Genomic DNA, 14,952 nt, shown 5'->3' on the forward strand with positions numbered 1-14,952 from the left:
CGCGGGTCAGCCGGCGGAGCCGTCGGTCTTCTTCCCGGTCTCCCGCTCCCAGGCGTCGAGCTGCTGGGTGAGCGCCCGCGCCAGTTCGAACACCTGCTGCGGCGGGATGCGTACCCGGGAGACCACCTTGCCCGGCACCACGCGGCCGGTGACCGCCCCGGTGTCGGGGTCGGTCACCGGCTGCGGCGGCTTGGTGGCGGCGACGAAGTCGATGACGAACGACGTCGACGTGTGCCACAGCGACGCGAAGTCCGCCGGGACACCTCCCTCGAGCTCGGCGGGGACGTCGATCTTGAACTTCACCTCGTTGTTCGCCATGGCCCCCACTGTCGTCCCCCTGCGGCCCGGTCGCCAACAACCCGGCGACGGGCGCGCCGCGGCGGCCGCGCGACGAGCAGCGCCCACACCACCAGCCCGACGACGAGGGCCCAGAAGGCGGACCCGACACCGAGCACCACGAGGGGGCTGGCCGCCGTGAGGAACGTGGCCGTCGCGGCGACCCGGTGCGACTCGTCGCGGAGGGCGGCCGCCAGGGCGGTGCCGAGGGTGGTGAGCAGCGCGAGGCCGGCGACCGTCTCGAACACCCCGGCCGGGGACGCCGCGACGAGCGCCGTGACCAGCGGCGACAGGACGGCGAGGACGAGGTAGGCCCACCCGGCGCTCTGCGTCGCGACCCAGCGACGCCGGGGGTCGGGGTGCGCCTCGGCCGACGCCGGCAGCGCCGCCGTGATGGCGGCCAGGTTGACCGCGTGGCCGCCGGCGAACGCCCCCACCATCGTTCCGGCCCCGGTGACCAGCAGCGTCTCGCGCCAGGGGACCGCGTAGCCGAAGGAGGCCAGGACGCTGACCCCGGGCACGTTCTGCGACGCCATCGTCACGACGTACAGCGGGAGGGCGATGCCCACGACGGCGGGCAGCGTGAGCTCGGGCGGCGTCAGCACGAGGCCCGGCGGCCGGAGCCCGAGCGTGGCGTCCCCCGCGGCCACCGCCGCCAGGACGAGGACGACGCCGAGCCCGAAGGCGACGGGCGTGGCCCACCGCGGCGCCAGGCGGGCGAGGACGAGCCACACGACGATCACCGGCCCGACGAGCAGCGGCGCGGCCGCGACGGCGACCAGCGGCTCCAGGCACAGCGAGAGGAGCACCCCCGCGAGCATGGCCTGGGCCACGGGCACGGGGATGGCCGCGACGAGCCGGCCGAGCGCGGGCCACGCCGCGGTGAGCCCGATCAGGGCGCCGCACACGACGAACGCCCCGACGACGGCGGGCCACCCGCCGGCGACCCCGCCCGCACCCGCGAGGACGGCGGCGCCGGGCGTCGACCACGCCAGGGTCAGGGGCGCGCGGTGGCGGCGGCTGAGCCAGATCATCCCGAGCCCCTGGACGACGCACAGCACGAGGAGGCCGGACGCCGCCTGCTCCGGTGTGGCACCGACCGCCCGCAGGCCCGTGACGACGACCGCGAACGAGCTGGTGAAGCCGACGAGGGCGGCGACGATCCCGACACCGACCGGCTGCGCGAGCGAACGTTCCACGAACGGAACGGTAGGCCCGGCCCGCCGCGTTCCGCAAACAGAACGCTAGGATGACGCCGTGCGATCCGCCGAGCTCTCCGCGCTCATCGGCGAGCGCCTCACCTCCGCCCGCGCCGTCCGGGGGCTCTCCCTCGGGGCCCTCGCCCGTGCCGCCGGGATCGGCAAGGGCTCGCTGTCGGAGATCGAGGGCGGGTCGCGCAACCCGAACCTCGCTACCCTCTACGCCCTCGCCGGAGCCCTCGACGTCCCGATGTCGTGGCTGCTCGCCGAACGCGCGGGGGCCGAGGTGTCCTCCCCCGGCATCCACACCCGGCTGCTGGCCGCCACGCAGGAGGACGAGGTCACGGTGGAGGTCTTCGCGCTGCGGCTCGACCGCGGTCCGATGCACCGCTCGGAGGCGCACGGCGCCCACGTGACCGAGCACCTGCTGGTCACCCGCGGCCGGGCCGAGGTCGGCCCCCTCGACGCCACCGTCGAGCTCGGCGTCGGCGAGTCCCTGCAGTGGACCGCCGACTCCCGGCACGGGTACCGCGCGCTGGGCGAGGCGCCGGCCGAGGCGGTGCTCACCATGTGGTGGCGGCGCCCCCGTCGCTTCTAGTCATACAGGTTTCATACTTGTATGCTCACTCGGGTCGCCGGGGACGAGCCCGGGGACGACCCCGGGCCGGCCGCGACGGCGGCCCGCAGACGCGAAGGAGCGCCATGTCTCACCAGCTGCCCTACCAGCCCGACGCCATCCGGTCCGTGCAGCTCTCGACGCTCACGCTGCCGCTGGCCACCGCCGTCTCCGACGCCAAGGTGTTCACCGGGCGGCAGAAGCCGATGACCGAGGTCGTGTTCCTCGTCGCCGAGATCACCACCGAGCAGGGCCACAAGGGTCTCGGCTTCTCCTACTCCAAGCGCGCGGGCGGGCCGGCCCAGTACGCGCACGCCAAGGAGGTCGCCGACGCGGCGCTCGGCGAGGACCCCAACGACATCGCCAGGCTGTACACGAAGCTGCTGTGGGCGGGAGCGTCCGTGGGCCGCTCCGGCGTCGCGACGCAGGCCCTCGCCGCGATCGACATCGCGCTCTACGACCTCAAGGCCAAGCGCGCGGCCCTGCCGCTGGCCAAGCTGCTCGGCGCGCACCGCGACTCGGTGCGCACCTACAACACCTCCGGCGGCTTCCTGCACGCCAGCATCGACGAGGTGAAGGACCGGGCATCGCTGTCGCTGGCCGAGGGCATCGGGGGCATCAAGATCAAGGTGGGCCTGCCGGACACCCGCGCCGACCTGGCCCGCGTCGAGGCCGTGCGCGAGCACCTCGGCCCGGACGTCCCGCTCATGGTCGACGCGAACCAGCAGTGGGACCGCACCACCGCGCTGCGCATGGGGCGGCGACTCGAGCCGTACGACCTGGTGTGGATCGAGGAGCCGCTGGACGCCTACGACGCCGAGGGCCACGCCGCCCTCGCCGCCGCCCTGGACACGCCGGTGGCGACCGGCGAGATGCTCGCGTCGGTGGCCGAGCACGAGCGCCTCATCGCCGCCCGGGCGTGCGACATCATCCAGCCCGACGCCCCGCGCGTCGGCGGCATCACGCAGTTCCTCCGCCTGCTCACCCTCGCCGACCAGGCCGGGCTGGACCTCGCGCCCCACTTCGCGATGGAGATCCACCTGCACCTGGCGGCCACGTACCCGCGCGAGCCATGGGTGGAGCACTTCGACTGGCTCGACCCGCTGTTCGAGGAGCGCCTGGAGACGAAGGACGGCCGGATGCTCGTGCCCGACCGCCCGGGGCTCGGCGTGACGCTCACCGAGCAGGCGCGGGCGTGGACCACGGACAGCGTGCTGGTCGGGTCGCGGTGAGGCCCGGTCAGGACGCGCCGGCCGGGGTGCGCCGGATGATGGAAGCATGAGCCCATGCCCCCGACCCTGAGCGGCGCGCTCGTCGCCGCGCTGCGGGCGCGGATCGTCGACGGTGACATCGCCCCCGGCGAGAAGTTGCCCAGCGAGACCGCGCTCGCCGTCGAGCACCAGGTCAGCCGCACCGTCGTGCGCGAGGCGATCGCCCGCCTCAACCTCGAGGGGCTGGTCCACACCCGGCGCGGCAGCGGCAGCTACGCGCTCGCGCCGCCCGCCGGGGACGGCGACGACGTGCCCGTCGCGCGCTCGCTCGAGGACCGGCTCGGCCTGATCGACTTCCGGTTGGGCGTCGAGACGCAGGCGGCCGCCCTCGCCGCGGAGCGCCGCTCGGACGCCCACCTCGACGCGCTCGCCGCCCGCCTGCGCGACCTCGACGGCACCCCGGGGCACCCGGCGACGGCGATGCAGCACGACTTCGCGTTCCACCGGCTCGTCGCGGAGGCGGCGCAGAACCGGTACCTCCTGGACGCCCTGGACCGCCTCGGCCCGCAGATGATCGCGATGCCGCGTGGGCGCCTGGGCTCCTCCGCCGCGCCGTCCGCGGGCACGGGGGACGGCACGACAGGGCGGTTCGCGACCGTCACGCAGGAGCACCGCGCGATCCTCGACGCCCTGGCCGCCCGGGACCCGCTCGCCGCCGCGGCCGCGATGCGCGTGCACCTGGCCGGCTCCCGGCGCCGGCTGCTGGCGGAGTCGGGCGGCCGCTGACCGCGGGCTCAGCCCGCCCGCGTGCCGCCCAGCGGCAGGGCGAGGATCGCCAGGTCCAGCCACCGACCGAACTTGGTGCCGACCTCGGGCAGCCGCCCGACGGGGGCGAACCCGAGCGACTCGTGCAGCCGGACGGACGCGGCGTTCCCGGCCTCGATGTCGGCGAGCATGACGTGGTGCCCGGCGGCGCGGGCACGGGCGACGAGCTCGACCAGCAGCGCCCGGCCCAGCCCCCGGCCCTGGTATCCCTCGGCCACGTAGACCGAGTCCTCCACCGTGTGGCGGTAGCCGACCTTGGCGCGCCACTGCGCATAGGTGGCGTACCCGGCGACGGTGCCGTCGTCGTCGGCCACGAGGATCGGGTTGCCGGCCGCCGCCTGGGCGCCGAACCACTCCTCCCGCTCGCCGCGCGGCACCTCGTCGTCCGTCCAGATCGCGGTCGACGTGCGGATGGCCGCGTTGTGGATCTCCAGGAGGGCATCGAGGTCGGAGTGGACGGCGTCGCGGAGGATCATGCGCATATAGTAGCGATCGTGTTCACTATCGTATTCGCGGGCCGCGCGTGACGGACGACCTCGGCGCCGCCCTCGCCCACGCCCTGCAGGCTGCCCGGGCCGACCGCGGGCTGAGCGTCGCCGCGCTCGCCGAGGCGTCGGGCGTCTCGCGCGCGATGATCTCCCGCATCGAGCGCGAGGACGCCCAGCCCACCGCCGCGCTCCTCGGGCGGCTCGCCGCCGCGCTCGGCATGACGCTGTCCGAGCTGGTGGCCCGCGCCGAGGGCGACACGAGGCGGCTGGCCCGGCGGGCGGAGCAGCCGACGTGGACCGATGCGGGGACGGGGTACGTCCGGCGCGCGGTGTCCCCGCCGGCGAGCGCCGCGCTGGAGCTCGTGGAGGTCGAGCTCCCGCCCGGCGCCGAGGTGACCTACCCCGCCGAGTCGTACCGGTTCGTCGACCAGCAGATCTGGGTGCTCGACGGCGCGCTGCGGTTCGTCGAGGGAGAGCAGGTGCACGACCTCGGCCCCGGCGACTGCCTCCAGCTCGGCGCCCCGGCCGACTGCACCTTCGTCAACGCGACGCGGTCGTCGTGCCGCTACCTCGTCGTCCTCGACAAGCTGGCGGCCCCGCGCCCGCGGTGAGCACGGCTACGACGACGGCTTGACCGCCAGCACGGGGTGCTCGGCCTGCAGCAGGATGCGCTGCGCGACGGAGCCCATGATGAACTTCCCCACCGGGCTGCGGCGGCGCAGCCCGATGACGATGAGGGTCGCGTCGTGCCGCTCGGCGAGCTCGAGGATCTCGTCGCTGAAGTCGTCGCGGTGCGTGCCGCGCACGACCCGGGCGGCGACGCCGGCGTCGGACGCCGCGGCGAGCACCCGGTCGAGGTCGTCGTCCGTCGCGACCGTCGTCTCGACGAGCGACCCCTCGCGCGCGGAGTTCACGACGAGCAGGTCCTCGCCCCGGAGCCGGGCCTCGGTGATGGCCGCCGTGGCGGCGGCCTCCCCCACCGGGGTGGGGACGTATCCCACGACGATGCTCATACGGACGCTTCCTCTCGGTCGGGGGTCGGCGCCTGCGCGGGCCGACGGCGACGGGCGGACTGCACGAGGGGCCAGACCGCGACGACGACGAACAGGGCGAGCAGCACGGCGGAGATGGGGCGGGTGACGAACCCGGTGGGGTCGCCGCCGAACAGCAGCAGCGAGCGCCGCACGCTCTCCTCCAGCAGGGAGCCGAGCACGAAGGCCAGCACCAGCGGGCCGGGCTCGAAGCCGAACTTCTTCATGAGGTAGCCGACGGCGCCGAAGACGACGACGAGCAGCACGTCGAAGACGGAGTTGTTGATCGTGTACGCGCCGATCATCGTGATGAGCGCGGTGATCGGGGCGAGGATCGCGGCCCGCACCCGCAGGATGCGCACGAAGACGCCCACCAGCGGGATCGACATGATCAGCAGCAGGATGTTGCCGACGTACATCGAGTTGACGACGCCCCAGAACAGCTCGGGGTGCTGGTCGACGAGCTGTGGGCCGGGCGTGATGCCCTGGATGAGCAGCGCGCCGAACATCAGCGCCATCGTCGCGTTGGCCGGGATGCCGAGGGTGAGCAGCGGGATGAACGAGCTGGTGGCGGCGGCGTTGTTCGCCGTCTCGGGGCCCGCGACGCCCTCGATGGCGCCCTTGCCGAAGCGCGACGGGTCCTTGGCCCGCTTCTTCTCGGCCGCGTAGGCCGCCATCGACGCGATGGTCGCGCCGCCGCCCGGCAGGATGCCGAGGAAGAAGCCGAGCACGGACCCGCGCGTCACGGCGCCGGACGACTCGCGCAGGTCGGACCGCGACGGCCACACGTTCGTCACCTTGCCCGGGGCGTGCACGGCCCGGTGCCGCTCCTCGAGGTTGTAGAGGATCTCCCCGAGCCCGAAGAGTCCCATCGCGACGGGCACGAAGTCGATCCCGTCGGCGAGGTCGAGGCTGCCGAACGTGAACCGTTCCGTGCCGGTGAAGGCGTCGCGGCCCACGGTGGCGAGCAGCAGGCCGAGCGCGGCGGCCACCAGGGCCTTGACCCGCGCGCCGGACGCGATGGTCGAGACGAGCAGGATGCCGAGCAGCGCGAGGGCGGCGTACTCCGGCGGGCCGAAGTCGAGGGCGAAGCTCGCGACGACCGGCGCCAGGAACGTGAGCCCCACGATGGCGACGGTGCCGCCGACGAACGACCCGATGGCCGCGATGCCGAGCGCCGTGCCGGCCTTGCCCTGCCGGGCCAGCGCGTGCCCGTCGAGCACCGTGACCACGGAGCTCGCCTCGCCGGGCAGCCGCAGCAGCACCGACGTGATGGTGCCGCCGTACTGGGCGCCGTAGAAGATGCCGGCGAGCATGATGATCGCCGTCACCGGCTCGATCCCGTAGGTGAGCGGCAGCAGGATCGCGATCGTCGCCGCCGGGCCGAGGCCCGGCAGCACGCCGATCAGCATCCCGATGAGCACCCCGACCAGGCAGTAGAGCAGGTTGGTGGGCTCCAGCACGACCTCGAACCCGGCCATGACGTTCTGCAGGTTGTCCACGAGACGTCTCCTTCAGAGGGTCGGAACGGGCGGGTCAGAACAGGTGCGGCACGTTGGTGCCGAGCGCGGCCACGAACACGAGGTACAGGGCGACGACCGCGCCCAGCGAGCACACGACCGACGTGCGCCACGACTCCCCGCCGAGGAACCGCATCCACACGAGGCTGAGCAGCAGGGACGGGATCTCGAAGCCGATCACGGGCAGCAGGGCCACGAGGCCGAGCAGCGTCGCGAGCCCGACCAGCGGCATCCACGAGTGGCGCGTGAACCGCTCGCCGTCCCCGCCGGCCCGGCCCACGACGAGCTGTGCCAGCGAGAGGACGACGAGCCCCACGCTCACCACGAGCGGCCACATGCCCGAGCCGGGCTGCGCGGGCGTGCCCACGCCGAGGGCGAGGGAGACCACGACACCGCCGACGCCGAGCGCGAGGGTGACGAGGCCGGCGCCGAGGTTGGCGAGCAGCCCGGCGGGGGGCGGCCCGTCGTCGTGCGCCTCGGGCTCGACCGCCGGCTCGACGGTGGGCTCGGGGTCCGGTGGGTGCGGGGCGGTCATCATCGGTCTCCTCCGGCGGGGTCGTCGCTCACTCGGCGAGCGAGATGTCGTACTCCGCGGTCAGGTCCTGGTACTTCTCCGCGAGCGCCGTCCACTCCTCGACGACCTCCTCGCCGCTGATCTCGTGCGGCGTGAGCAGGTTGTTCTCGTTGAACGACGTGTACGCGTCCTCGGCCACGGCGGCGTCGACGGACTCCACGAGCCGCGCCTTGACGTCCTCCGGCAGCCCCTTCGGCGCGGCCAGCGCCCGGTACTGCGAGACGGGCACGTCGTAGCCCTCCTCGACGGCGGTGGGCACGTCGGGCAGGAACTGGTTGCGCTCGGCGGAGAACGCGAGCAGCGGCACCACGTTCCCGGCGTCGATCTGCGGCTTGGCCTCGCCGAGCTGGATGGTCGCGACCTGCACCTGGTCGCCGACGACGGCGGTCAGGGCGGGCGAGCCGGAGTCGAACGGCACGCTCGTCCCCTCGATCCCGGCCTGGGCGAAGAGCACCGCCTGGGCGAGCTGCGAGCCGGTGCCGACGCCCGTCGTGCCGTAGGTGACCTCGCCGGACGCCGCCCGGAGGTCGTCGAGGTCCTCGAAGCCCGACTTCTTGCTCGCGACCAGCACGTAGTCGTCCTGGGAGAGGCCCTTGAGGACGTCGACGTCTTCGAGCGAGACGGCCTCGCCCTCGGAGACCGCGAGCGGCGTGATCGTGATGAGCGAGGCGTTGAGCAGCACGAGGTTCGAGCCGTCGGCGGGCTTGCCCGCCACCTCCTGCGTGGCGACGGCGCCGTTCGCGCCGGCCCGGTTCACGACGGGCACCGAGACGCCGAGGTCGCCGGACATGCCGTCCGCGAGGGCCCGGGCGATGAGGTCGGTCGAGCCGCCGGCGTCCTGCCCGACGGTGAGGGTCACGGGGCCGGAGGGGAACTCCGACGACGCCTCGGTGCCGCCCGTCCCCCCGGCGACGTTGCCGCCGCAGGCGGCGAGGGTGAGCGCGGCGACGGCGGCGGTGGCACCGGCGACGGCACGGCGGTGGGCAAGTCTCATCACGGCTCTCCTCGTTGAGATCTCGATCGAGCGGCGCGAGCGTCGGCGCCGCGGCAAGTCCGGTCGGGCGACGACTCTAGGGAGCCATACGATGCCTGTCTAAGCCTCAATCTGCATGGCTTGATCCAACGAGGGCATCAATCACCACACCCCTGACGGGCGAGGAGCGCACCGGGATGACCACCGCCTACACGCTCGACCAGGTCCGCTGTTTCGTGGCCGTGGCGGAGGAGCTGCACTTCGGCCGCGCCGCCGAGCGCCTGAGCATGACGCAGCCCCCGCTGAGCCGGCAGGTGCAGAAGCTCGAGCACGCCGTCGGCGTGGCCCTGCTGGAGCGGGACAACCGGCACGTGGAGCTCACCACCGCCGGCGCGGTCTTCCTCTCCGAGGCGCGCCGGCTGCTCACGTCGGCCGACGCCGCGCCCGCCCTCGCCCGCCGGATCGCCGCGGGCCGCGCCGGCGTGCTGCGGCTCGGGTTCACCGCGGCGACGGGGTTCAGCCTGCTCGGCACCCTGGTGCAGGAGATCGCCGAGGTCATGCCCGACGTCGACCTCGACCTCCAGGAGCTCGTGACGGTGGAGCAGCTCGAGGCCATCCGGCGCGGGGAGCTCGACCTCGCGCTGGGCCGCCCGCCCTTCGACGACCCGCGGCTCGACTCGCACCTGCTCCTGTCGGAGGATCTCGTCCTGGTGGTGCCCGAGGGGCACCCCCTCGCGACCCTGCGGCGGCCCGTGCGGACGGCCGACCTGCGCGACGTCCCGCTCATCGGCCACCACCCCACCAAGGCGCGGTACTTCTACGACATGGTCGTGCGGTACGTGGACGTGGAGCACGCGAACGTCGTGCACGTGGTGAGCCAGATCCTCACCATGTGCTCGCTGGTCGGGGCCGGGCGCGGCGTCGCGTTCGTGCCCGAGTCGGCCCGGCTGCTCGGCCTGCCGGGCGTGCGCTTCTGCGACCTGGCCGACGTGCCGCACGCCGTCGTCGAGCTGCACGCGCTGTGGGACCGGAGCTCCAAGAACCCCGCCCTGCACGAGTTCCTGCGCCACCTGCGGGCGGTGCACGACTGATCCCCGCCCGGGAGCCCCCGGCGATACCCGCACGGCATGAACCGATGCCATTCCGGGCTTGGACAGGCATCGTGAACCCTTCTTAGGTTGTCCGACGAACTGTCACCGCCGACGTCTGTCACCAGGAGGGGCCATCGTGGCCACGTACTCACCCTCGGAGCTCGCCGCCACCCTCAAGGAGGGCCTGCTGTCGTTCCCCGTCACCCCGTTCGCCGCGGACGGCGAGGTCGACGCGGCCCGGTACGCCGAGCACATCGCGTGGCAGACGAGCTTCGGGATCGGCGGGCTCTTCGCCGCCGGCGGCACGGGCGAGGGCTTCAGCCTCACGCCGGCCGAGACCGCGCGCGTCGTGGAGCTCGCCGTCGAGGCGGCCGACGGCGCGACGCCGGTACTCGGCAGCGCCGCCGGCAACACGGCCCAGGCCGTCGAGAACGCGCGGGCGGCCGAGGAGGCAGGCGCCGAGGGCGTCCTGCTGCTGCCCCCGTACCTCACCGACTGCGACCAGGACGGCCTGCTCGAGCACGCCTCCGCGGTGTGCGCCGCGACGAGCGTCGGCGTCATCGTCTACAACCGCGCCAACGCCGTGTACTCCGCGCAGACCGTCGCCCGGCTCGCCGACCGGCACCCGAACTTCATCGGCTTCAAGGACGCCCTCGGCGACATCGAGCAGCTCACGCGCGTGGTCGCCACCAACGGCGACCGCCTCTTCTACCTCGGTGGCCTGCCCACCGCGGAGACGTTCGCGCTGCCGCTGCTGCAGCTCGGCATGAGCACCTACTCCTCGGCGATGTACAACTTCGTGCCCGAGTTCGCGCTCGAGTTCTACCGCGACGTGCGGAACCTCGACCGCGCCGCCGTCACCGAGAAGCTCACGCGCTTCGTGCTGCCCTACCTCGACATCCGCGACCGGGCCAAGGGGTACGGCGTCTCGATCGTCAAGGGCGGCCTGCGGGCCGTCGGGCGCGACCTCGGCAGCGTCCGTCCCCCGCTGCAGGACCTCACCGAGCGTGACGTCGACGACCTGCGCGCCCTCGTCGACGCCGCCGGCGTCCGCCCGACCGACGTCGTCCTCGCCCGCTGACCGCCGACTCCCGCCACCCGCGCACCCCTGGAGGGACCCCATGACCGTCACCGCCGTCCTCGCCGGGCACTCGATCGTCGCCGGGGAGCCGCTGGTCGGCGCCGCCGGCACGGCCGTCGCCCACGACCCCGCCACCGACGAGGCGCTGGAGCCCGCCTACTCGCTCCTCTCCGTCGACCAGCTCGCGCACGCCACGGCCGCCGCGGAGGAGGCCGTCGCGTCCTTCTCCGCGCTCGCCCCCGAGCCGCACGCCCGCTTCCTCGACCGCGTCGCCGAGAACCTGGAGGCCGCCGGCCCTGCGATCGTCGCGCGGGCGATGCGGGAGACCGGCCTGCCCGAGGCCCGGCTGACGGGCGAGCTCGCCCGCACCACGGGGCAGCTGCGCCTGTTCGCCGCCGTCGTGCGCCAGGGCGACCACCGCGGCGTCCGCGTCGACCCGGCCCGGCCGGACCGCACGCCCCTGCCGCGAGCCGACATCCGCCAGCGCCAGGTCCCCGTGGGCCCGGTCGCCGTGTTCGGCGCCAGCAACTTCCCGCTCGCGTTCTCCGTCGCCGGCGGGGACACGGCCTCGGCGCTGGCCGCGGGCTGCCCGGTGATCGTCAAGGCGCACGGCGCGCACCCGGGCACCGGCGAGCTGGTGGGCCGCGCCGTCGCCGACGCCGTCGCCGCCGAGGGGCTGCACCCCGGCGTCTTCTCCCTGGTCTACGGCCCGGGCGCGCAGGTGGGCCGGGCGCTCGTGAGCGACCCCGTGGTCCGGGCCGTCGGGTTCACCGGCTCCCGCTCCGGCGGTCTCGCGCTCGTCGCCGCGGCCGCCTCCCGCCCCGTGCCGATCCCCGTCTACGCCGAGATGAGCTCGGTCAACCCCGTGATCGTGCTGCCTGGCGCGCTCGACCCGGACGGAGGCGCCGACGTCGACGCCCTCGCCGCGGCGTACCTGGCGTCGGTGACCGGGTCGTCCGGCCAGCTCTGCACGGCACCCGGCATCGTCCTCGTGCCGCGCTCCGCGCACGGCGACGCGTTCGTCGACGCCGTCCGCCGGGCCGCCGAGGCCGCCGCCGGGCAGACCATGCTCACCGCCGGCATCGCGCGGGCGTGGCAGGACGGCGTGGACGCCCTCGCCGCGCAGGACGGCGTCGCCGTCGCCGGTACCGGCGCCCCGGGCGCCACGCGCAACGCGCCCGCGCCGTCCGTCTTCGTCGCCGACGTCGCCACCTTCCTCGCCAACCCGGTGCTGGAGGACGAGATCTTCGGCGCCGCGTCCCTGGTCGTCCGGTACGGCGACGACGACGAGCTGCTCGCCGCCGTCGGCCGCCTGGAGGGGCAGCTCACCGCGACCCTGCACCTCACCGAGGCCGACCGCGCCACCGCCGTCCGACTGCTGCCCGCGCTGGAGCGCACGGCCGGGCGGATCCTCGCGAACGGCTGGCCCACGGGCGTCGAGGTGGGCCATGCGATGGTGCACGGCGGCCCCTTCCCCGCGACCTCGGACGGGCGCACGACATCCGTCGGGACGCTGGCGATCGAGCGGTTCCTGCGGCCCGTCGCCTACCAGGACCTGCCGGAGTTCCTGCTGCCGGAGCCCGTACGGCCTGACAACCCGTGGCGCCTGACGCGCCGCGTCGACGGCGTGCTCCGGCCCGCCGCCGGTGCGGAGGAGGTCCGATGAGCGCCCCGACCGTCGCCCGCGTGCAGGTCGTGCCCGTCGCGGGGCACGACTCCATGCTGCTCAACCTGTCCGGCGCGCACGCGCCGTTCTTCACCCGCAACGTCGTGGTCGTCGAGGACTCCGAGGGCCGGACCGGGCTGGGCGAGGTGCCGGGCGGCGAGAAGATCCGCGCGACGGTCGAGGAGGCCGCGGCCCTCGTCGTCGGCCGGCCGGTCGCACGGTTCCGGTCCGTGCTGCGTGGCGTCTCGGCCAGGTTCGCCGGCCGGGACGCGGGCGGGCGCGGGAACCAGACCTTCGACCTGCGCACCACCGTGCACGCCGTCACCGGGCTGGAGTCCGCCCTGCTCGACCTGCACGGGCAGGCCCTCGGCGTCCCGGTGGCCGAGCTGCTCGGCGAGGGGCAGCAGCGCGACGCCGTCCCGATGCTCGGCTACCTGTTCTACGTGGGCGACCCGGACGCCACCGACCTGCCCTACCTGCGCGAGCCCGACGGGCCCGACGCCTGGTCCCGGCTGCGCCGCGAGGCCGCCACGACGCCCGACGCCGTCGTGCGGCTCGCCGAGGCCGCGCGGGGGCGCTACGGCTTCCGCGACTTCAAGCTCAAGGGCGGCGTGCAGGCCGGCGACGCGGAGGTCGACGCCGTCGTCGCGCTCAAGGAGCGGTTCCCCGACGCCCGGATCACGCTCGACCCGAACGGCGGCTGGCTGCTGGACGACGCCGTCCGGCTCGGGCGCCGGATGCGGGGCGTCGTCGCGTACGCCGAGGACCCGTGCGGCGCCGAGGGCCGGTTCTCCGGCCGCGAGGTGATGGCCGAGTTCCGGCGCGCCACCGGGCTGTCGACGGCGACCAACATGATCGCCACCGACTGGCGCGAGCTGGGGCACGCGATCCGGTCCGACGCCGTCGACATCCCGCTCGCCGACCCGCACTTCTGGACCATGGCCGGGTCCGTCCGCGTCGCGCAGCTGTGCCACGAGCTCGGCCTCACGTGGGGCTCGCACTCCAACAACCACTTCGACGTCTCGCTGGCCATGTTCACGCACGTGGGCGCCGCGGCGCCCGGCGAGATCACCGCGCTCGACACCCACTGGATCTGGCAGGACGGCCAGGGCCTCACCACCGACCCGCTGCGCATCGTCGACGGCGAGATCCGGGTGCCGACCACCCCCGGGCTCGGCGTCGAGCTCGACCCCGACCGCCTGGCCGAGGCGCACGAGCTGTACCGCGAGCACCGGCTGGGCTCGCGGGACGACGCCGTCGCGATGCAGTACCTCGTGCCGGGCTGGGAGTTCGACCCGAAGCGGCCCTGCCTCGTGCGGTAGGGGTCTCGCCCTGCTCGTTCCGGTGGGGTATCAGACGGCCGTCGCGCGCGTCGTTCCAAGCAGGGGCCGGTGCGCCCGGCCCGACGCACCACCGAGGAGCCCTCCGATGTCCGCGATCGACGCATCCGCCACCGCCGCGACGACGGCCGCCCCGGCGTCGTCGGCCCCCGTCCCGGCGCCCGTCCCCACGTCCGCGCCGCCCGCGCCCGTGGTCTCGGGCGGGACCGGGCACGCCACGGTGTCGCCCCGGCTGCGCACCTACGCGTACGTCGTCGCGCTCGTCGTCGGCGCGCTCGCCACCGCCGCGTCCACCATCACCGCCGCCGTGGCGCCGGACGCCGCGCAGACCGTCACCGCCGTCGGCGGCGCCGTCGCCGGCCTGTTCGCCACCCTCTCCGGCGGCCTCGGCACGGCCTACCGTCCGACGTCGTCGCACGGGACGCCCTGACCCTGGCACGGCCGCGCCCCGCGGCACGACATCTGCGTCGCGCCGCCGGTTGCGTCGATCCCCTCGCGCGGGTCCGCGGTCAGCGGTCCTCGCACTCGGGACACTGGGCGGAGAGCTCCTCCACCACGTCCTCGTGCCCCCTGCACGGGAGGTGCCACCCGGTGTTGGCGATGATCGTGTGGCTGGCGGCGCTGCTGGAGCCGGGCTCCGCATGCACCACCGCCACCGCGATCCCCTGACCGCACACCAGGCACCTGGTCGACGCCACGAATTTCACCGTGGCCATGCTCCTACCGTCGCTCCGGGCCGCGATGCCCGCACCCTGGCCAGGTTCGACCGTGACTCAGCGAGTCTCGATTCATGGCGGGGGATCGGGACCGCATCAGGAGGGATCGGACGACGCCGCAGGACAGGGGGCGGGACGACCTGGCCGACCCGGTGCTCGCACCTTCACGACCGAGCGGGGCCTCCACCTCGGCGTCCTCGACGGGAGGAACAGCGGCACGACGAGCGCCGCCATCCCGCGCGTGACGGGACGACGAAGGCCCGGAACCGCGAGGTTCCGGGCCTT

17 protein-coding genes are annotated in these 14,952 nt (G+C 74.5%); 9 read left to right on the top strand and 8 right to left on the bottom strand.

The features are described from left to right. Positions 1–6 precede the first annotated feature (6 nt). Together ACQP6G_RS16505 and ACQP6G_RS16510 are read right to left on the bottom strand one after the other, a co-directional pair. Positions 7–318 carry a DUF3467 domain-containing protein gene (locus tag ACQP6G_RS16505; RefSeq protein WP_429765858.1) on the bottom strand — a complete coding sequence of 104 codons (312 nt, stop codon included), beginning with the start codon at positions 316–318 and terminating at the stop codon, positions 7–9. Continuing rightward, positions 300–1,535 carry a benzoate/H(+) symporter BenE family transporter gene (locus ACQP6G_RS16510; protein WP_429765859.1) on the bottom strand — a complete coding sequence of 412 codons (1,236 nt, stop codon included), beginning with the start codon at positions 1,533–1,535 and terminating at the stop codon, positions 300–302. Before ACQP6G_RS16510 ends, ACQP6G_RS16505 begins: the two co-directional genes overlap by 19 nt. Before the next feature lie 58 nt (positions 1,536–1,593). Between ACQP6G_RS16510 and ACQP6G_RS16515 the strand changes: the two genes are divergently transcribed. The 3 genes from ACQP6G_RS16515 (at position 1,594) to ACQP6G_RS16525 (ending at position 4,148) form a co-directional block, all read left to right on the top strand. Then, the gene (locus ACQP6G_RS16515) at positions 1,594–2,133 is read left to right on the top strand and encodes a helix-turn-helix domain-containing protein (RefSeq protein WP_429765860.1); all 540 of its coding nucleotides are present in this window, start codon (positions 1,594–1,596) and stop codon (positions 2,131–2,133) included. A 104-nt stretch (positions 2,134–2,237) separates the two neighbouring features. Continuing rightward, the gene (locus tag ACQP6G_RS16520) at positions 2,238–3,383 is read left to right on the top strand and encodes an L-talarate/galactarate dehydratase (protein WP_429765862.1); all 1,146 of its coding nucleotides are present in this window, start codon (positions 2,238–2,240) and stop codon (positions 3,381–3,383) included. A 54-nt stretch (positions 3,384–3,437) separates the two neighbouring features. Continuing rightward, entirely contained in the window at positions 3,438–4,148 is a 711-nt protein-coding gene (locus tag ACQP6G_RS16525) for a FadR/GntR family transcriptional regulator (protein ID WP_429765864.1), read from the top strand. An 8-nt stretch (positions 4,149–4,156) separates the two neighbouring features. Here ACQP6G_RS16525 and ACQP6G_RS16530 read toward each other — a convergent pair whose 3' ends face one another. Beyond that, positions 4,157–4,663: a GNAT family N-acetyltransferase gene (locus tag ACQP6G_RS16530; RefSeq protein ID WP_429765866.1), complete on the bottom strand. Its 507-nt coding sequence runs from the start codon at positions 4,661–4,663 to the stop codon at positions 4,157–4,159. Positions 4,664–4,710: 47 nt separating this feature from the next. On the opposite strand from ACQP6G_RS16530, the gene ACQP6G_RS16535 reads away from it, so the two are divergent. Further along, positions 4,711–5,286 (top strand): helix-turn-helix domain-containing protein, encoded by a 576-nt coding sequence (locus ACQP6G_RS16535; protein WP_429765868.1) that lies wholly within the window; start codon positions 4,711–4,713, stop codon positions 5,284–5,286. A 6-nt stretch (positions 5,287–5,292) separates the two neighbouring features. Here the strand turns inward: ACQP6G_RS16535 and ACQP6G_RS16540 are convergent, their stop codons facing one another. Genes ACQP6G_RS16540 through ACQP6G_RS16555 form a run of 4 tightly spaced genes read right to left on the bottom strand, consistent with a single transcriptional unit; the run spans position 5,293 to position 8,797 of the window. After that, positions 5,293–5,688 (bottom strand): universal stress protein, encoded by a 396-nt coding sequence (locus ACQP6G_RS16540; RefSeq protein WP_429765870.1) that lies wholly within the window; start codon positions 5,686–5,688, stop codon positions 5,293–5,295. Continuing rightward, the gene (locus ACQP6G_RS16545; RefSeq protein WP_429766286.1) at positions 5,685–7,187 is read right to left on the bottom strand and encodes a tripartite tricarboxylate transporter permease; all 1,503 of its coding nucleotides are present in this window, start codon (positions 7,185–7,187) and stop codon (positions 5,685–5,687) included. The genes ACQP6G_RS16540 and ACQP6G_RS16545 overlap by 4 nt, the downstream gene beginning before the upstream one ends. A gap of 55 nt (positions 7,188–7,242) precedes the next feature. Then, positions 7,243–7,761, bottom strand: a complete 519-nt coding sequence (locus tag ACQP6G_RS16550) for a tripartite tricarboxylate transporter TctB family protein (protein WP_429765872.1) — start codon at positions 7,759–7,761, stop codon at positions 7,243–7,245. A gap of 28 nt (positions 7,762–7,789) precedes the next feature. Next, entirely contained in the window at positions 7,790–8,797 is a 1,008-nt protein-coding gene (locus tag ACQP6G_RS16555) for a tripartite tricarboxylate transporter substrate binding protein (protein ID WP_429765873.1), read from the bottom strand. A gap of 173 nt (positions 8,798–8,970) precedes the next feature. Here ACQP6G_RS16555 and ACQP6G_RS16560 point away from each other — a divergent pair, with 173 nt between their 5' ends. From ACQP6G_RS16560 to ACQP6G_RS16580, 5 genes are all read left to right on the top strand, one after another. Further along, positions 8,971–9,864, top strand: a complete 894-nt coding sequence (locus tag ACQP6G_RS16560) for a LysR family transcriptional regulator (protein ID WP_429765874.1) — start codon at positions 8,971–8,973, stop codon at positions 9,862–9,864. Between the two features lie 136 nt (positions 9,865–10,000). Beyond that, complete coding sequence (kdgD, locus tag ACQP6G_RS16565) at positions 10,001–10,945, top strand: 5-dehydro-4-deoxyglucarate dehydratase (protein ID WP_429765876.1); 945 nt, start codon at positions 10,001–10,003, stop codon at positions 10,943–10,945. A 40-nt stretch (positions 10,946–10,985) separates the two neighbouring features. Next, entirely contained in the window at positions 10,986–12,611 is a 1,626-nt protein-coding gene (locus tag ACQP6G_RS16570) for an aldehyde dehydrogenase (NADP(+)) (protein WP_429765877.1), read from the top strand. Next, a complete protein-coding gene (locus ACQP6G_RS16575) occupies positions 12,608–13,933 on the top strand; it encodes an enolase C-terminal domain-like protein (RefSeq protein WP_429765879.1) in 1,326 nt (441 codons plus the stop codon). The genes ACQP6G_RS16570 and ACQP6G_RS16575 overlap by 4 nt, the downstream gene beginning before the upstream one ends. A 106-nt stretch (positions 13,934–14,039) precedes the next feature. After that, on the top strand, positions 14,040–14,381 hold the full coding sequence (locus ACQP6G_RS16580) for a hypothetical protein (RefSeq protein ID WP_429765880.1): 342 nt from the start codon (positions 14,040–14,042) through the stop codon (positions 14,379–14,381). 79 nt (positions 14,382–14,460) lie between these two features. Here the strand turns inward: ACQP6G_RS16580 and ACQP6G_RS16585 are convergent, their stop codons facing one another. Beyond that, entirely contained in the window at positions 14,461–14,667 is a 207-nt protein-coding gene (locus tag ACQP6G_RS16585) for a hypothetical protein (RefSeq protein WP_429765881.1), read from the bottom strand. Positions 14,668–14,952: the final 285 nt, after the last annotated feature.

Origin of the sequence: Isoptericola nanjingensis, assembly GCF_050311635.1 — a bacterium.
GTDB lineage: Bacteria > Actinomycetota > Actinomycetes > Actinomycetales > Cellulomonadaceae > Isoptericola > Isoptericola nanjingensis.

Coding starts and splice junctions, on each gene's coding strand:
- ACQP6G_RS16505 (WP_429765858.1), bottom strand. CDS start 318: ATGGCGAACAACGAGGTGAAGTTCAAGATCGACGTCCCCGCCGAGCTC.
- ACQP6G_RS16520 (WP_429765862.1), top strand. CDS start 2,238: ATGTCTCACCAGCTGCCCTACCAGCCCGACGCCATCCGGTCCGTGCAG.
- ACQP6G_RS16525 (WP_429765864.1), top strand. CDS start 3,438: ATGCCCCCGACCCTGAGCGGCGCGCTCGTCGCCGCGCTGCGGGCGCGG.
- ACQP6G_RS16530 (WP_429765866.1), bottom strand. CDS start 4,663: ATGATCCTCCGCGACGCCGTCCACTCCGACCTCGATGCCCTCCTGGAG.
- ACQP6G_RS16540 (WP_429765870.1), bottom strand. CDS start 5,688: ATGAGCATCGTCGTGGGATACGTCCCCACCCCGGTGGGGGAGGCCGCC.
- ACQP6G_RS16545 (WP_429766286.1), bottom strand. CDS start 7,187: ATGGCCGGGTTCGAGGTCGTGCTGGAGCCCACCAACCTGCTCTACTGC.
- ACQP6G_RS16550 (WP_429765872.1), bottom strand. CDS start 7,761: ATGACCGCCCCGCACCCACCGGACCCCGAGCCCACCGTCGAGCCGGCG.
- ACQP6G_RS16560 (WP_429765874.1), top strand. CDS start 8,971: ATGACCACCGCCTACACGCTCGACCAGGTCCGCTGTTTCGTGGCCGTG.
- ACQP6G_RS16570 (WP_429765877.1), top strand. CDS start 10,986: ATGACCGTCACCGCCGTCCTCGCCGGGCACTCGATCGTCGCCGGGGAG.
- ACQP6G_RS16575 (WP_429765879.1), top strand. CDS start 12,608: ATGAGCGCCCCGACCGTCGCCCGCGTGCAGGTCGTGCCCGTCGCGGGG.
- ACQP6G_RS16580 (WP_429765880.1), top strand. CDS start 14,040: ATGTCCGCGATCGACGCATCCGCCACCGCCGCGACGACGGCCGCCCCG.
- ACQP6G_RS16585 (WP_429765881.1), bottom strand. CDS start 14,667: ATGGCCACGGTGAAATTCGTGGCGTCGACCAGGTGCCTGGTGTGCGGT.